Raw genomic sequence first — 14,337 nt, forward strand, 5'->3', positions numbered from 1 at the left:
CATGAAGCCGATCGCCGTTTTCCAGCACACCGAAGTCGGCGCGCCCGGCACCGTGGTCCCCATCCTGCTATCGCTTGGCCACACGGTGCGCGTGATCCGCATCGTCGACGGCGAGCCGGTGCCGGAGAGCGCCACCGACTTCTCCGGGCTCGTCTTCATGGGCGGCTACATGGGTGTCCATGACGACCTGCCATGGATCCCGCGCGAGCTGGCGCTGATTCGCGATGCCGACGCGCGCGGTCTGCCTGTGGCGGGGCATTGCCTCGGCAGCCAGCTGGTTGCACTGGCGCTCGGCGGCAGCGTGGCACGGCATGCCGCGCCCGAGATCGGCTGGCAGCCGTTGCAGACCGGAAGCGATGCGCTTGCGCTGGACTGGTGGGGCGAGTTCGCCGCAAGAGAGGTGCAGACGTTCCAGTGGCACGGCGACACGTTCCAGCCGCCGCCCGGGGCACGGCAGATTGCGCGCAGCGAGTACTGCGCGAACCAGGCCTTTGTCTTGCGCGATCGTCACTTGCTGCTGCAGTCCCACCTGGAGATGACGCCCGCGCTCGTCGAGCTTTCGCTCGAGCGCAATGGCGAGCAACTCAGGCGGCAGTTTGCCGCAGGCAATCCTGCGGTCAGCGATCCTGCGGATGCCCTGAGCGACCTTGAGCTGAGAACCGCACGCATGACCACGGTTCTCACGCGCCTTTACGCCCGTTGGGTTCGCGGCTGCGCCTAGCGCGCCTGCGGACTGCGAGCGTCAGTAGCGGTACGGGTTGTCCGGACGGCGGTCGTAGCGGTACGGCACGCCGTCGCGGTCGTAGTCACGCCGCCAGCCCGGGGGCGGCGGAGCCGGCCGGCTGTAGTACTGGCCTGGCGGCGGACCGGCGTCATAGGGATAGGCCACGCAACCGGTGAGTGCGGCCGCGGCGAGGAGTGGAACGAGGACTTTCATGGCGTCCAAGTTGCTCTCATCCGTGCCGGACGCCACCGGCCCGTTCGCCCGTCGTCGAGTAGGCGTATGCCGCGAGTTCGGTGGCGCGTCGACCTAGCGGATGTCCAGGGCCTGCACCTCGATCTCGACCTTCGCCCCCTTGTAGAGCACGGCCTGCACGCATGAGCGGGAAGGCAGGCCCTCGGGGAAGTGCCTTGCGTACTCTTCGTTGAACGCGGCGAAGTCGCCCAGATCCGCCAGCCAGATGGTGGCGCGCACCACGCTCGCCATGCTGGTGTCGCATTCCTTCAGGCTTTGGGCGATGCGCTCCAGGATGGCTCGGGTCTGCACCTGCACGTCGCCGTCGATGATGCCGCCCTGCGCGTCCATGGCGAGCACGCCCGAGAGAAACAGGAAGCCACCGGCACGGACGGCCTTGGAGAAGGGGACCGGCAAAGAGGAGGGGATGCGTTCGATGTTCATGTGCTGGCACCTTGTCGTTCGTTCGAGGATTGGCGGGTGATGACCTGCCCATTGCGCGCGCCGGTGTGGGCGCCGTGCCGCCAGGTGACGAGGCCGTTGACGATGACGGCCTCGATGCCCTCGGCCGGCGTCTTGGGGGATTCGTAGCTGGCGGAGTCCCGGATCGTCGCGGCGTCGAACACGACGATGTCGGCGTGGCGTCCGACCTGAAGCGTGCCGCGCTCGTGCAGACCGAAGTTGCGTGCGGTGAGCCCGGTCATCTTCCAGACCGCCGTTTCCAGCGGGAACAGCCCCACGTCGCGGCTGTAGTGGCCGAGCACGCGCGGGAAGGTGCCCCACAGGCGCGGGTGCGGCTTCTCGCCCAGCGGAATGCCGTCGGAACCGATCATGGTTTCGTCGAAGGCGAGGATGCGCTGCACGTCGTTCTCGTCCATCAGGAAGTAGATGGCGCTGCCAGGCTGGAGACGGCGCGACGCCTCGACCTTGTCGACACCCCATTCGCGCGCGATGTCGTCGAGATCGCGACCGGCGCATTCGGGGTGCGGCTGGCTGTCGGCGATGAGCACGCGGCAGTCGAGCATCCCGCGGTCCGCGCGGATCATGGTGGAGCCGGCGGTATAGGGATAGCAGTCGAGGCAGATGCGCTGGCGTTTCATGGCCTCTTGAATGTGCGGCAGCGTGGTCTGCGATCTCCCGAAGTTCTGGGTGTTCTGCACCTTGTGATGCGAGACGACCACGGGCACGCCCAGTTCGCGGCCGATGCGGAAGGTCTCGTCCAGCGACTCCATCACCTGGTCGGCTTCGTCGCGCATGTGCGTGACGTAGAGCGCGTTGCGTGCGCTGAGCGGGCGACAGACCTCGATGATCTCCTCGGTCGTCGCCTTGGCCGCCGGAGGATAGAAGGTGCCGGTCGAGAGGCCGATGGCGCCGGCTTCCATCGCCTCCTCCACGAGCGCCTGCATGCGGGCGATCTCCTCGGGCGTGGCCTCGCGATCGGTCGAGTCCATGGTGACCGCGCGCAGCGTGGAATGTCCCACCATCGCCGCCACGTTGACCGACGAAGGTTGTGCGCGCAGGGCATCGAGGTAGGCGCGGAAGGTGGTGAAGCGATCTTCGGCGGGCGTGTCCAGCAGGCTCAGCGGCATGGGCAGCTCCATCTCGGCACGCAGCGGCGCCGCGCTGATGCCGCAGTTGCCGGCGATGACGGTCGTCACCCCTTGCGAGACCTTGAAGGGCATGGTGGCCTGCGACAGCACGGCCTGGTCGTCATGCGTGTGCGAATCGATGAAGCCCGGTGCGACGATGCGGCCGCCGGCTTCGATCACGGTGTCGGCGCTATGGTCGCGGAGGTCGCCGATGGCGCTGATGCGCCCGTCGCGCACCGCCACGTCGGCATCGAAGCGGGGTGCGCGCGTTCCGTCGATCACGGTGCCGCCGCGGATCAGCAGGTCATGGTGGTTGGATTTCATCTTGACTCCTGAAAGCAATACGGCGGTGCCGCTCAACGGAAGTGACAGGCCACCCAGTGCTCCTGCCCGCCGTCCGCGCCGGCAGAGGCCGCACGCACCGACAACGGCGGCGCCTGTTCCTTGCAGACAGGCTGGGCAAGCGGGCAGCGCGTATGGAACCGGCAGCCCGAGGGCGGATTGGCGGGGCTCGGGGGATCGCCCTGCAGCAGCATGCGCTGCGCGGGCGAGCGCGGATTGGGAACGGGCACGGCCGACAGCAGGATCTGCGTGTACGGATGGCGCGGTGCACTGAACAAGGTATCGCGGTCGGCCAGCTCGACGATGCGGCCGAGGTACATCACCGCCACGCGATGGCTGATGTGGCGAACCACCGAAAGGTCGTGCGCGACGAAGAGATAGGCGATGCCGAACTCGGTCTGCAGGTCCATCAGCAGGTTGACCACCTGGGCCTGCACCGAGACGTCGAGCGCAGATACCGGCTCGTCGCAGACGATGAGCTTGGGCTGCATCGCCAACGCGCGTGCGATGCCCAGGCGCTGGCGCTGCCCGCCCGAGAACTCGTGCGGATACTTGTCGACCGCCTCGGGCCGCAGCCCCACCTTGCTGAACAGCCACTGGACGCGTTCGCGGCGCTCGGCGGCGGATTGCTTGCCGAAGTTCTTCAGTGGCTCGGCCACGATCTCGCCGGCCTTCAGCCGCGGGCTCAGCGACGCGTAGGGGTCCTGGAAGATGATCTGCACGTCGCGCCGGCGCTGGCGCATCTGCGAGGGGCTGAGCTTGAGCAGGTCCTCGCCGTCGAGCAGCACCGAGCCGGACGTGGGTTCGATCAGGCGCATCACCGACTTGGCCGTCGTGGTCTTGCCGCAGCCCGATTCGCCGACGAGCGACAAGGTCTCGCCGCGCGCCACCGTGAAAGAGACATCGTCCACCGCCTGCACCGGCGGTTGCGGGCGCGAGAGCCAGCGCCGCGGGCTGCTGTAGTGCTTGCGCAGCCCTTCGACCCGCAGGAGAGTGTTCGTGGAGGAGGTCATGCGCTCGCTGTCTCCCGTGTGGATGGGGCGTATCGGCCTTCTTCGACTGCGAAGCAGGCCACGCCATGGCCTTTGCCTTGTTCCGTCAGCCCCGGAATCTCCGAGGTGCAGCGTGCGTTGGCGAGACTGCAGCGCGCGGCGAACGCGCAGCCGCGGCGCGGCTCCAGCGGAGACGGCACGAGGCCCGGGATTTCGGTCAGCCGTGGGCTGCGGGTGTTCATCGAGGGCATCGAGGCCATCAGCGCGCGGGTGTAGGGATGCAGCGGGCGGTCGAAGAGCTCCTGCACATCGGCTTCCTCCACCTTGCGGCCGGCATACATCACGACCACGCTGTCGCAGCTCTCGGCCACCACGCCCAGGTCGTGCGTGATCATGACCACGCCCATGCCCAGTTCCTTCTGCAGTCGCTTGATCAGGTCGAGGATCTGAGCCTGGATGGTGACATCGAGCGCGGTCGTGGGCTCGTCGGCGATCAGCACCTCGGGATTGCAGGCCAGCGCGAGGGCGATCATCACCCGCTGGCGCATGCCGCCGGAGAGCTGGTGCGGGTATTCCTTCGCGCGACGCTCCGGCTCGGGGATCTGCACGAGCCGCAGCATCTCCACCGCGCGTGCCAGGGCTTCGGCGCGACTGGCCTTCTGATGCAGGCGAACGGTCTCGGCGATCTGGCGGCCCACGGTGAGCACGGGGTTCAGCGAGGTCATCGGCTCCTGGAAGATCATCGAGATGCGATTGCCGCGAATCGCGCGCATCTCGGCCTCGCTGAGCGAAAGCAGGTCGGTGCCACGCAGGCGTACGGCGCCGTACAGGCGGGCCGGCGGCGTGGGCAGCAGGCGCATGATGGACATGGCCGTGACGCTCTTGCCGCAGCCCGATTCGCCGACCACGCCCAGCGTCTGTCCGGCGCGCACGGTGTAGGAGACGCCGTCCACGGCGCGGGCCGGGCCGTCGAGCGTGTCGAAGCGCGTGTAGAGGTTGTCCACCTCGAGCAGGACTTCGCCCCTGGGCGGCGCTGTACGTGCGGAACGGTTCATCCGAAGAGCCTCCGGCTTCAGAGTTGACGCGCGAGGCGTGGGTCCAGCGCGTCGCGCAGGCCGTCGCCCAGCAGGTTGATGGCGAGCACGGTGGCGGCAAGCAGCATCCCTGGGTAGAGGATGATGTGGAAGGCCACCGCGACGAAGTTGCGTCCTTCGGCCATCATGTTTCCCCAACTGGGCGTGGTGGGCGGAACCCCGACGCCGAGAAAGGAAAGCGCCGCCTCGATCAGCACCGCCGAGGCTGCGATGAAGGTGGCCTGCACCACCAGCGGCGCGATCATGTTCGGCAGCACGTGGCGCAGCAGGATCACCGGCAGGCGCGTGCCCACGGCGTGAGCGGCTTCCACGAAGAGCTGTTCACGCAGCGTGAGCGCCAGCGAGCGCACCAGCCGCACCACGCGCGGCACCTCGGGCACGATGATGGCGACGACCACTGTCGCAAGGCTGGCGCGGGTCACGGCCATCAGCGCGATGGCCAGCAGGATGCCGGGAATCGCCATGAGCCCGTCCATGATGCGCATGATGAAGCCGTCGATGCGCCGCACGAAGCCGGCCGCGAGCCCGAGCGTCACGCCAAGCAAGGTGGAAACGATGGCGACGCTGATGCCGACGATCAGCGACACGCGTCCTCCCCACACGGTGCGGCTGAACACATCGCGGCCGAGTGCATCGGTGCCGAACCAGTGTTCAGACGAAGGCGCCTGCATGCGCGCCAGCGGGTCGATGTCCTGCGGATCGTGCGTGGCGATCCAGGGGGCGGCCAGCGCGATGGCGGCCACGACCAGCAGCAGCGCGGCGCCGATGATCAACGTCGGATGCTTGCGCACCCAGCGCCAGCGCGGAGGCACGAACACCGATTCGTCGCTCGGTGGTGCGGTCTTTTGCAGTGGGACAGCGGACATCTTGTTGTAGGTCGTGTCAGAAGCGATTGGCCGCGGCTGAGAACTGCAGCGGGGCGTTCGGGGTGCGTGGCGAGGACGCAGGGTGGTCCCCTCCGCGAATGTCCCCCGGCTTCGCCTCCTCCTTTATTTCGCTGCGGGGACCACCCTGCATCCTCGCCACGGGAGCCGCCGCGTCGTGCCGGCCGATCAAGAGCAGCCGTGACGGATCGCGACGATGGTGTGCTCTGCGCAGCGAGGCGCCACGCGCCACCCGCGGACCATGAAACTGGCGCGCCCCATTCCAGGGCTCCCGCGGAACCGGCTTTGCCGGGCCGCTGGGTGCGCCCCCCTCCCGCCGAAGGCGAGAGAGGGGGGAGCCGCGAAGCGGCTTGGGGGGTGTTTTCATTTCAATACCGGATGCGCGGATCGAAGAGCCGGTAGCTCAGGTCGATCAGCAGGTTGATCACGACGTAGACCCCCGCCGACAGCAGGAGCACGCTTTGAATCACCGGATAGTCATGGCGCTGCACCGAATCGACGACCAGCCGCCCCACGCCCGGAATGGCGAACACGGTCTCGGTCACGACCACGCCGCCGATGAGCAGTGCGATGCCCACGCCCACCGTCGTTGCAATCGGGACGGCCGCGTTGCGCAACGCGTGGCCCAGCACGGGCAGCACGCCAAGGCCCTTGGCCCGCGCGGTGCGGATGTAGTCTTCGTGGAGGACTTCCATCACCGTCGCCCGCGTCATGCGCGTGACCAGCGCGATGTACACCAGCGCGAGGTTCACGCAGGGCAGCACGATGCTGCGCAGCCAGGGCCCCAGGCCGTCGCTCATTCGCGCATAGCCTTGCACGGGGAACCACGGCAGCCGGATCGCGAAGCCGTAGACCAGCAGGTAGCCCACCAGGAAGGCCGGCACGGAGAACGCGAGCACCGCGAAGAGCATCACCACCCGGTCGATCCAGCTGCCCGCGCGATACGCCGCGAGCGTGCCGAGCGGAATCGCGATCAGGATGGTGAAGAGCATCGTGACGAGCGCGATCGCCAGCGTGGGCTCGACGCGCTGCGCGAGCAGGGTGGTCACCGAGACCTGCGTGAAGATCGACGTGCCCAGATCACCCGTCGCCAGCTTGCCGATCCAGATCAGGAACTGCTGCCAGATCGGCAGGTTCAGTCCCAGCGTTTCGCGCAAGCGGTGGATGTCGTCCTCGGTGGCGAGATCGCCCGCGATGAGCGCGGCCGGATCGCCCGGCGAAAGATGGATCAGCAGGAAGACCACCACCGCCACCACCGCCATGACGGGCAGGGTGGCGACAAGGCGACGCAGGATGTAGCCCATGGCTGGCGCTTGCAGGCGGTCTTACTTGTCCAGCGCCCACACCAGCGGCATGCCGCCCCAGAGCTTGTCCAGGCCCTTGAGGTCGGCGCGCGCGGCATAGACGGCGGAGTACTGGCCCGCGTTGATGTAGGGCACGGCCTCGAAGGCGCGGGTCTGGAAGGCGTCCAGGCGCGGCTTGCGCTGGGAGGCATCGCTCGCCTGGAGCCAGGCGGCGCGCAAGGCGTCGAGTTCCTTGTCGCACGGCCAGCCGGGCAGGGAGTTGCCGCAGGCGGGGCTCAGGTAGGCGTTGGTGATGGGCGAGTTGGCGTCGAACTCGCCGGCGACGGTCACATACACGTTCCAACCGCCGGCGGATGGCGCGTCGCGTTTGGCGCGACGGGCACCGATCGAGGCCCAGTCCATCGACTGCATGTCCACGTTCACGCCGATGCTGCGCAGGGTCTGTGCGGCCATCAGGGCGAGTGCGTTGAGGTAGGTGACATCGGTGGGCACCAGCAGCACCACCTTCTCGCCCTTGTAGCCGGATTCGGCCAGCAAGGCCTTGGCCTTCGCGAGGTCGGGCTTGGCCCGGCCCTGGGAGCCCGCCGCCGTGTCGTTGGGGCTGCCGCACATGAAGTAGGTGTGGCAGTAGGCCATGCGCATGTCCGCCGGGTAGCCCATCGCGGCGACGAAGCGCTCCTGGTTTACCGCCATCTGGAAGGCCTGGCGGGCCTTGATGTTGTCGAAGGGCGCGTGCAGGTGGTTGAGCACCAGGAAGGCCTGGTAGCCGCCGCCGCTGCCCACCTTGATCTTGCTGTCGGCGCGCAGTGGTGTGATGTAGTCCGGGGGCAGCTGTTCGATCAGGTCCACCTCGCCGCGCTGCAGGGCGGCCACGGCGCTGTTCGCGTCGGGCAGGTAGAGCCACTCCACCCGTTCGAAGTTGCTCTTCTTGCCGCCGGACAGGCCGTTGACGGCCTCGGTGCGTGGCACGTATTGCGTATTGCGCACGAACACGGCCTTGTTCCCCGGCACCCACTCGTCGCGCTTGAAGACGAAGGGGCCGGAGCCCAGCACTTCGGTCATCGGCGCGGAGGCGGGCAGCTTGGCCAGCTTCTCGGGCAGGATGAAGGCGGGGAAGCCCGAAGGCTTGGCAAGCGCTTCCATCACCATGCCGAAGGGCTGTGCCAGCGTCAGCGTGAAGGTGCGCGCGTCCACCGCCTTGAACTCGGCGCCGTTCGCAGCCATCGCGCGGCCGAGGCTGTCCCGGCTCGTCCAGCGTTGCAGCGAGGCGATGACGTCCGCGGTGGTGACGGGCGAGCCGTCGGAGAACTTCAGGCCCGGGCGCAGCGTGAAGCTCCACTGCTTGCCGTCGGGCGACTGGGTGTACTTCTCCACCATCTGGGGCTGGGGCTTGCCGCTGGTGTCCTGCGCGAACAGGGTGTCGTAGACCATGTAGCCGAAGTTGCGCGAGATGTAGGCCGTGGTGAAGGTCGGATCGAGGATCTTCAGGTCGGCATGCGCCACCACGCGAAGGGTCTTCGCTGGCGCCTGGGCCATCGCGGCCGGGCTGAACGTGCCGAGCGTGAGGGCGCCGAAGGCGGCCAGGGCAGCAAGGGTGCGTCGTTTCATCGTCGGGACTCCGGAAAGGTTCGTCACAAGGGAGAGAAGGAAACTGCGGTCAGGCGGCGAGTGCATCCATGGGCCACTTGGGGCGCTGGATCTTCTGGTAGGGGAGGGTGCTCAGGTCCAGCGTCACGGAGCCCGGCGCGGCGACGTAGATCACGTGCTTGCCCACCTTGGAGAAGGACGCGTAGAAGTGCTGCGAGGACTTCACCACGATGAGCTGCCTGGCCGCGAGATCGCAGCCGAGTTGCGTGAAGAGGTCGGTGCCCATGGCCTGGTTGCGCAGCGTGATCAGCACGATCTCGATGCCCGCGACTTCCACCAGGGCGCAATCGCCCATGGGCGTGGGCGTGCCCGCAAGGCCCGTCATGACGAGGCCGGGCTTGAGCGCCTTGACGGTGCAGTCCAGGTCCAGCGGCTGTCCCGACAGCGGACTGATCTTGCCGCCGATGCGCATCCGCAGGCGTGCGCCTTCGCCGGCATCGAAGGCGATGCGCACCGCGATCGGGTCCCACAGCGGGCCGAGCGCCGCGTTGGTGATGCGACGGTCGACCATGCGCTGCAGCACGAAGGTCGAATCGCTCGCCGCGCCGCCGCCGGCGTTGTCGGCGCCGTCGGCCATGACCACCGGGCCGCCCTGGAAGGCCATCGCCTCGTCCAGCGCGGCATCGATGTCGGGATAGTTCACGGCGAGCGCGTCGCGCATGCCGATCACCTCGTCGGCGAGCTGCCTTGCGAGGGCTTGCGCCTGGGCGGCATGGCCGTCGGTGTAGACCAGCATCTTGGTGCCCATGCCCGGCACGTCGCCCCAGCTGAACCCGTGCGCGAGCGAGATGGAGAGCACGCGGTCCTTTCCTTCGAGCGATTGCATGCGCTGCACGAAGCCGCGCGCGGGTTCGCGCGAGGTGTGCACCGTGAGGATCAGGCCGGTATCCACCACGGCGGCGACGGGGCGTATCTTTTTCTGCGCCGTGGCGACGCACAGGTCCACCAGTTCCAGTCCGCGCTCGAGCACGTCGGTGTGCGGGTACTCCTTGAAGGTGATGAGGACGTCGGCGTGCTCCACCATCTCGGGCGTGAGATGGCAGTGCGGGTCGAGCTCCGCGCCGATGACCGTGTCCGGGCCGGCGAGCGCACGCACGCGTTGCAGCAGGTCGCCTTCGCAATCGTCGTAGCCGTCGGCCACCATGGCGCCGTGCAGGCCGAGCAGCACCACGTCCACCGGCAGGGCGGCCTTCAGGTCGCGCAGCAACTCGTCGCGCAAGGACTCGTAGGCCAGACGCGTCGTGATGCCACTGGGTTGGGCTGCTGCGACCATGCCTTCGATGAGCGTCCAGCCCGCCTCCTTGCCGCGCAGGCGCGCCGCCCACAGCGGACCGGAGAACAGCGTCAGGGTGTCGGGATGCTGCCCGGCCGGGAAGTAGCCGCGATCACGAAAGGACGCCAGGCCTGTCGGCATGGGACCGAAGGTGTTGGTTTCGGTGGCGAGGGAGGCGCTGAAGACACGCACGGCGGAGTACTCCTGTGGCGAATGACGAATGGAATCAGGTAGCGACGGCTTCCTGCTGGCGCAGGCGCCCTGGACTCAGCATCTCTTCGGTCAGGCCGAAGGAAGAAGGGTGCGGAGGCACGGGCAGCCCGCGCGCGAGTGCCGCGCAGGTCTCGCCCATCGCGGCGGAGGTCTGGATGCCGTAGCCGCCCTGGGCGGCGATCCAGAATAAGCCTTCCACCTGGTCGTCGAAGCCGCCGACGAGGTTGCCGTCGGCCACGAAGGAACGCAGCCCGGCCCAGGTGCGCGTGGGCCGGCGGATCTGCAGCGTGGTCATTTCCTCGATGCGGTGGATGGCCAGCGCGATGTCCAGCTCTTCCGGCTGGATGTCCTGCGGATCGACGGGGTCCGCGTTGGCTGGCGAACCCAGAAGCATCCCTGCATCGGGCTTGATGTACCAGTCTTCGGTGGCGCCGTGCACCATGGGCCAATGGGTGTGATCCTGCCCGGGAGAGCCGGCAAAGATGAATGCCGAGCGGCGGCAAGGCTGAAGTCCCAGCGGCTGTGCGCCGGCCAGTCGACCGATCACGTCGCACCAGGCGCCGGCCGCATTGAGTACCACGGGGGCCTCGTAGGTCGCGGTTCCCGCAGTGACCTGCCAGCGGCCGCCGATGCGCCGCATCGCCGACACCCCGGCATCGCACACCAGCGTGCCGCCCGCGCGTCGCATGCCGCGCAGATAGCCCTGATGGATCGCGTGCACGTCCATGTCGGCTGCGTCCGGCTCGTAGACGGCGCCGTGCAACTGGTCGGCCCGCAGAGCGGGGACGAGCGCGCAGGCTTCGGCGGGCGTCAGCCGGCGCGCGCGCGGGGACATCGCGCTGAGCACAGCCCAGTGCGCATCGAGTTCGGCGCGTTGCTCGGGCGTGCCGACCATCATGGCGCCGCGAGGCGTCAGCAGCGGGTGCTCGGTGAAGCCCGGCGGCGGCGACTCGAAGAACGCGCGGCTGGCCAGGGTGAGCGCGCGCACCTGCTCGGTGCCGTAGCTTTCCATGAACAGGGCCGCCGAACGCCCGGTCGAGTGATAGCCGGGCTGCGATTCGCGCTCGAGCACGATGGTGCGCCCATGCGGTGCAAGCCAGTGCGCAACGGATGCACCTGCGATGCCCGCACCGATCACGAGGAAGTCGGCTTGGATGGCGGCGGTCTCGGAAGTCATGGTTCGAAAGAAGTTGGCGCGGTTCGGAAGACGCGGAGTGTAGGGAAGAATTTGCAGATACGAAAAAGATAGATGGGCATTTCAGGGTAAACACTCACCGATCTACATTGGTGAATTTGCGGATTCGCAATTTGCATTGACGCAAAATCCAGGCCAGTAGTGCGGCATTGCCCATGGGTGCCGACTGGCAGAATCCCGGCTGGGCAGGCCCGCAGAAACACACAGGAGATCAAGGATGAACCCATGAAGCCGCGCGAGAGCGAGGGCGCGCAGCCCGAGGGCCAGTTGCTGGACCGCGAGACTTTCGGTCGCCGTTTGCGAAGTGCCCGCAAGAGCCTGGGCTGGACGCTGCAGCAGTTGTCGGGCCTCTCAGGCGTTTCCGTGCCGACCATCTCGCGTGCGGAACGTGGACAACTGGCGCTGGGCTACGAAAACTTCGCAGCGTTGGGCCGCGCACTGAAGATGGACATGAACGCCATGTTCGCGGGCGAAGGCGTGAAGACCTCTGCGTTGCAGGCGCCTGTCGTGACGCGATCCGGGCAGGGCGTCGTCTATCGCGGTCTTTCCTTCGCCTACGAGTTCCTCGGCACGACCGCCACCGGGAAGCTCATGAGTCCCGTCATCGGCACGGTGCACGCACGGCGCATCGACGGGCCCGAGGATTTCGCGCGCCATGACGGCGAGGAGTTCGCCTACGTGCTCTCGGGCACGATCGAGGTGCATTTCGACACCGGCCAGGTCGTGCGGCTCGGCCGGGGCGATTCGCTCTATTTCGACAGTCGCATCGGTCATGCATACGTCAGCACCAGCCGGCAGCTGGCGCGCATCGTCGGCGTAACCTCGACGGAAAGTCTCTTGATGCGCACGGCGCGCGCCGGGGAGCGGCGGGACCCGATCCAGGTGGTTGCGGGCAAACCGCCGGTACGCTCGCGGGCGAGGCCCCGCTAGCTCTGCGGCGCGTGGCCGAGCTTCATGCTCGTCGCCTCGGCTTCGCGTCGTAGCGCAGTCGCGATCACGCCGTCGGCCGAGGGATCGAAGCCGCCGGTCGCGCCGAGCGCAGTGATCACGGCGCACACGCGGCCGGTGTAGTCGTAGACCGGCGCCGCCACCGCGCTGATGCCGCGGAGATAGACATCCCGCACGATCGCACAGCCGGCCGCGCGGACTTCCTTCTGCAACTTCGTGATCGGGTCCGGCATCGGCAGCATCGCGAGCATCTCGGGCGTCGCCGCGGCGAGCTCTTCTTCGGCGAGTGTCCGCACGCGGGCTTCGTCGAGCAGGCCGAGGAAGACGCGGCCGGTGGCCGACCAGACCAGCGACATCACGCTGCCCGCGCGAACGTTGACCGTCACCGGCAGCCCGGGCTCCTCGAAACGCATGATGGTCGGCCCCTTGTTGCCCATCAGCGCGACGAAGCAGGTGACTTCGAGGCGCTCGCGCAGTCGCACCAGCGCCGGTTCGACCAGGCGGATGGGCTCGGCCTGCCGCATCGCGGTGAGGCCGATGCGGATCAGTTCGGGGCCGAGGAAATAGCGCTGCGAGCCCGCGTCCTGGTCGACCAGTCCTTCCTGGATCAGGCTGGCGAGGTAGCGATGCACCTTGGCCGGGCTTTCGTCGACCTGCGCGGCCAGCGCGCTCAGGCTGGCGCTGCCGCCCATGGCCGACAGGGTCTTCAGCACCGCCATGCCGGTCTCGGCGGATTGCACGCGCTGCCGGCGCTCCAGCACGCGCGGCGGCGGGGTGGCGTCGGCGGATGCCTCGGGATTGCGGGTCTTTCTCATGGCGCTGGATCGTACTCAGGGGGGCGTGGTGGGTAGAAACCCCATGTCGTCAATTACGCATAGCGTAGAACAATTACGCAAATTGTTCCAAAGGATTTTCCCGATGAAGAAGCTGCTCGCTCGTCTCGTTGCCGCCGCGCTGCTGGCGTTGCCCGTCCTCCCGATGTCCGCCTTCGCCCAGCCGGCATTCCCGACCAAGCCGGTGCGCTGGATCGTTCCCTATGCAGCGGGCGGCGGCTCGGACTTCCTCGCGCGCACCATCGGCCAGACGTGGTCGACGCAGGCGGGCCAGCCCGTGGTGGTGGACAACAAGCCCGGCGGCAACACCGCGCTCGGCGCGTCCGAGGTCGCGCGCGCGGCGGCGGATGGCTACACGGTGCTGTCGGCGGACAACGGCACGCTGGTGTTCAACCCGGTGCTCTACAAGTCGCTGAGCTACAACCCGACCAAGGACCTCGCGCCGGTCACGCTGATGGGCCGCTTCCCGATGATCCTGGTCGTCGGCCCCGGCATCCAGGTGAAGGACGCCAAGGATTTCATCGCGCAGGCGAAGGCCAAGGCGGGCGGCTTCAACTACGGCTCGGCCGGCGCCGGCAGCCCGCATCACCTGGCGATGGAGCTGCTGAAGTCCGAAGCCGGCATCGAGATGGTCCACGCGCCGTACCGTGGCGCCGCGCCGGCGCTGGCCGACGTGGCCGGTGGACAGATCCCGGCCATGATGGTCGACCTTGCCGCGGGCGCGGCCTTCATCAAGGGCGGCAAGGTCAAGGCGCTCGCGGTGGCGAACGCGACCCGCCTGCCGCAGCTGCCCGATGTGCCGACCTTCGCCGAGCTGGGCTACAAGAATGTCGAAGCCGCCGCGCTCGTCGGCATGGTGGTGCCGGCCGGCACGCCGCCCGCGACGATCGCCGCGATCAACAAGCAGGTGGTTGCCGCGATCAACGACCCGGCGGTGCACCAGCGCCTCGTCGACTTCGGCGTCGAGCCGGTCGGCGACACGCCGGCGCAGTTCGCGGCGCTGCTCAAGACCGAGTCCGACAAGTGGCAGAAGCTCATCCGCGACCTGAAGATCACGCTGGATTGAGG

The 14,337-nt window shown here is 68.0% G+C and carries 14 protein-coding genes; 3 read left to right on the forward strand and 11 right to left on the reverse strand.

The annotated features are described in order from the left end of the window. Position 1 precedes the first annotated feature (1 nt). Positions 2-721, forward strand: coding sequence for a type 1 glutamine amidotransferase (locus BLW05_RS17720; protein WP_093164646.1), 720 nt, complete (start codon positions 2-4; stop codon positions 719-721). Positions 722-742: 21 nt separating this feature from the next. On the opposite strand, the gene BLW05_RS17725 is transcribed toward BLW05_RS17720, so the two are convergent. The 10 genes from BLW05_RS17725 to BLW05_RS17770 all read right to left on the reverse strand — a co-directional run bounded on the left by BLW05_RS17725 (position 743) and on the right by BLW05_RS17770 (position 11,470). Further along, positions 743-937, reverse strand: a complete 195-nt coding sequence (locus BLW05_RS17725; RefSeq protein WP_093164969.1) for a hypothetical protein — start codon at positions 935-937, stop codon at positions 743-745. Positions 938-1,030: 93 nt separating this feature from the next. Then, positions 1,031-1,399 carry a RidA family protein gene (locus BLW05_RS17730; RefSeq protein ID WP_093164647.1) on the reverse strand — a complete coding sequence of 123 codons (369 nt, stop codon included), beginning with the start codon at positions 1,397-1,399 and terminating at the stop codon, positions 1,031-1,033. Then, positions 1,396-2,868: an N-acyl-D-amino-acid deacylase family protein gene (locus BLW05_RS17735; RefSeq protein WP_093164649.1), complete on the reverse strand. Its 1,473-nt coding sequence runs from the start codon at positions 2,866-2,868 to the stop codon at positions 1,396-1,398. Before BLW05_RS17735 ends, BLW05_RS17730 begins: the two co-directional genes overlap by 4 nt. 32 nt (positions 2,869-2,900) lie before the next feature. Continuing rightward, positions 2,901-3,899, reverse strand: a complete 999-nt coding sequence (locus BLW05_RS17740; protein WP_093164650.1) for an ABC transporter ATP-binding protein — start codon at positions 3,897-3,899, stop codon at positions 2,901-2,903. Next, complete coding sequence (locus BLW05_RS17745; RefSeq protein WP_093164652.1) at positions 3,896-4,933, reverse strand: ABC transporter ATP-binding protein; 1,038 nt, start codon at positions 4,931-4,933, stop codon at positions 3,896-3,898. Before BLW05_RS17745 ends, BLW05_RS17740 begins: the two co-directional genes overlap by 4 nt. A 17-nt stretch (positions 4,934-4,950) precedes the next feature. Beyond that, a complete protein-coding gene (locus tag BLW05_RS17750) occupies positions 4,951-5,838 on the reverse strand; it encodes an ABC transporter permease (protein ID WP_093164653.1) in 888 nt (295 codons plus the stop codon). A 386-nt stretch (positions 5,839-6,224) separates the two neighbouring features. After that, the gene (locus BLW05_RS17755) at positions 6,225-7,160 is read right to left on the reverse strand and encodes an ABC transporter permease (protein WP_093164655.1); all 936 of its coding nucleotides are present in this window, start codon (positions 7,158-7,160) and stop codon (positions 6,225-6,227) included. Between the two features lie 21 nt (positions 7,161-7,181). Next, the gene (locus tag BLW05_RS17760; RefSeq protein ID WP_093164656.1) at positions 7,182-8,768 is read right to left on the reverse strand and encodes an ABC transporter substrate-binding protein; all 1,587 of its coding nucleotides are present in this window, start codon (positions 8,766-8,768) and stop codon (positions 7,182-7,184) included. 49 nt (positions 8,769-8,817) lie between these two features. Next, positions 8,818-10,272, reverse strand: a complete 1,455-nt coding sequence (locus BLW05_RS17765; RefSeq protein ID WP_093164658.1) for a M81 family metallopeptidase — start codon at positions 10,270-10,272, stop codon at positions 8,818-8,820. Positions 10,273-10,306: 34 nt separating this feature from the next. Continuing rightward, entirely contained in the window at positions 10,307-11,470 is a 1,164-nt protein-coding gene (locus tag BLW05_RS17770; RefSeq protein WP_093164659.1) for an NAD(P)/FAD-dependent oxidoreductase, read from the reverse strand. Between the two features lie 243 nt (positions 11,471-11,713). On the opposite strand from BLW05_RS17770, the gene BLW05_RS17775 reads away from it, so the two are divergent. Further along, positions 11,714-12,418 (forward strand): helix-turn-helix domain-containing protein, encoded by a 705-nt coding sequence (locus tag BLW05_RS17775; protein ID WP_093164661.1) that lies wholly within the window; start codon positions 11,714-11,716, stop codon positions 12,416-12,418. On the opposite strand, the gene BLW05_RS17780 is transcribed toward BLW05_RS17775, so the two are convergent. Beyond that, positions 12,415-13,251, reverse strand: a complete 837-nt coding sequence (locus tag BLW05_RS17780; RefSeq protein WP_093164662.1) for an IclR family transcriptional regulator — start codon at positions 13,249-13,251, stop codon at positions 12,415-12,417. The genes BLW05_RS17775 and BLW05_RS17780 overlap by 4 nt on opposite strands. Before the next feature lie 103 nt (positions 13,252-13,354). On the opposite strand from BLW05_RS17780, the gene BLW05_RS17785 reads away from it, so the two are divergent. Further along, the gene (locus tag BLW05_RS17785) at positions 13,355-14,335 is read left to right on the forward strand and encodes a Bug family tripartite tricarboxylate transporter substrate binding protein (RefSeq protein ID WP_093164663.1); all 981 of its coding nucleotides are present in this window, start codon (positions 13,355-13,357) and stop codon (positions 14,333-14,335) included. Positions 14,336-14,337 lie beyond the last annotated feature (2 nt).

This window comes from Variovorax sp. YR216 (genome assembly GCF_900107745.1).
Taxonomy (GTDB): Bacteria; Pseudomonadota; Gammaproteobacteria; order Burkholderiales; family Burkholderiaceae_C; genus Variovorax.

What these genes read in the sequence shown, in the direction of transcription:
- BLW05_RS17720 (WP_093164646.1), top strand. Translation starts at nt 2, where the DNA reads ATGAAGCCGATCGCCGTTTTCCAGCACACCGAAGTCGGCGCGCCCGGC.
- BLW05_RS17725 (WP_093164969.1), bottom strand. Translation starts at nt 937, where the DNA reads ATGAAAGTCCTCGTTCCACTCCTCGCCGCGGCCGCACTCACCGGTTGC.
- BLW05_RS17730 (WP_093164647.1), bottom strand. Translation starts at nt 1,399, where the DNA reads ATGAACATCGAACGCATCCCCTCCTCTTTGCCGGTCCCCTTCTCCAAG.
- BLW05_RS17735 (WP_093164649.1), bottom strand. Translation starts at nt 2,868, where the DNA reads ATGAAATCCAACCACCATGACCTGCTGATCCGCGGCGGCACCGTGATC.
- BLW05_RS17740 (WP_093164650.1), bottom strand. Translation starts at nt 3,899, where the DNA reads ATGACCTCCTCCACGAACACTCTCCTGCGGGTCGAAGGGCTGCGCAAG.
- BLW05_RS17745 (WP_093164652.1), bottom strand. Translation starts at nt 4,933, where the DNA reads ATGAACCGTTCCGCACGTACAGCGCCGCCCAGGGGCGAAGTCCTGCTC.
- BLW05_RS17750 (WP_093164653.1), bottom strand. Translation starts at nt 5,838, where the DNA reads ATGTCCGCTGTCCCACTGCAAAAGACCGCACCACCGAGCGACGAATCG.
- BLW05_RS17755 (WP_093164655.1), bottom strand. Translation starts at nt 7,160, where the DNA reads ATGGGCTACATCCTGCGTCGCCTTGTCGCCACCCTGCCCGTCATGGCG.
- BLW05_RS17760 (WP_093164656.1), bottom strand. Translation starts at nt 8,768, where the DNA reads ATGAAACGACGCACCCTTGCTGCCCTGGCCGCCTTCGGCGCCCTCACG.
- BLW05_RS17770 (WP_093164659.1), bottom strand. Translation starts at nt 11,470, where the DNA reads ATGACTTCCGAGACCGCCGCCATCCAAGCCGACTTCCTCGTGATCGGT.
- BLW05_RS17775 (WP_093164661.1), top strand. Translation starts at nt 11,714, where the DNA reads ATGAAGCCGCGCGAGAGCGAGGGCGCGCAGCCCGAGGGCCAGTTGCTG.
- BLW05_RS17780 (WP_093164662.1), bottom strand. Translation starts at nt 13,251, where the DNA reads ATGAGAAAGACCCGCAATCCCGAGGCATCCGCCGACGCCACCCCGCCG.
- BLW05_RS17785 (WP_093164663.1), top strand. Translation starts at nt 13,355, where the DNA reads ATGAAGAAGCTGCTCGCTCGTCTCGTTGCCGCCGCGCTGCTGGCGTTG.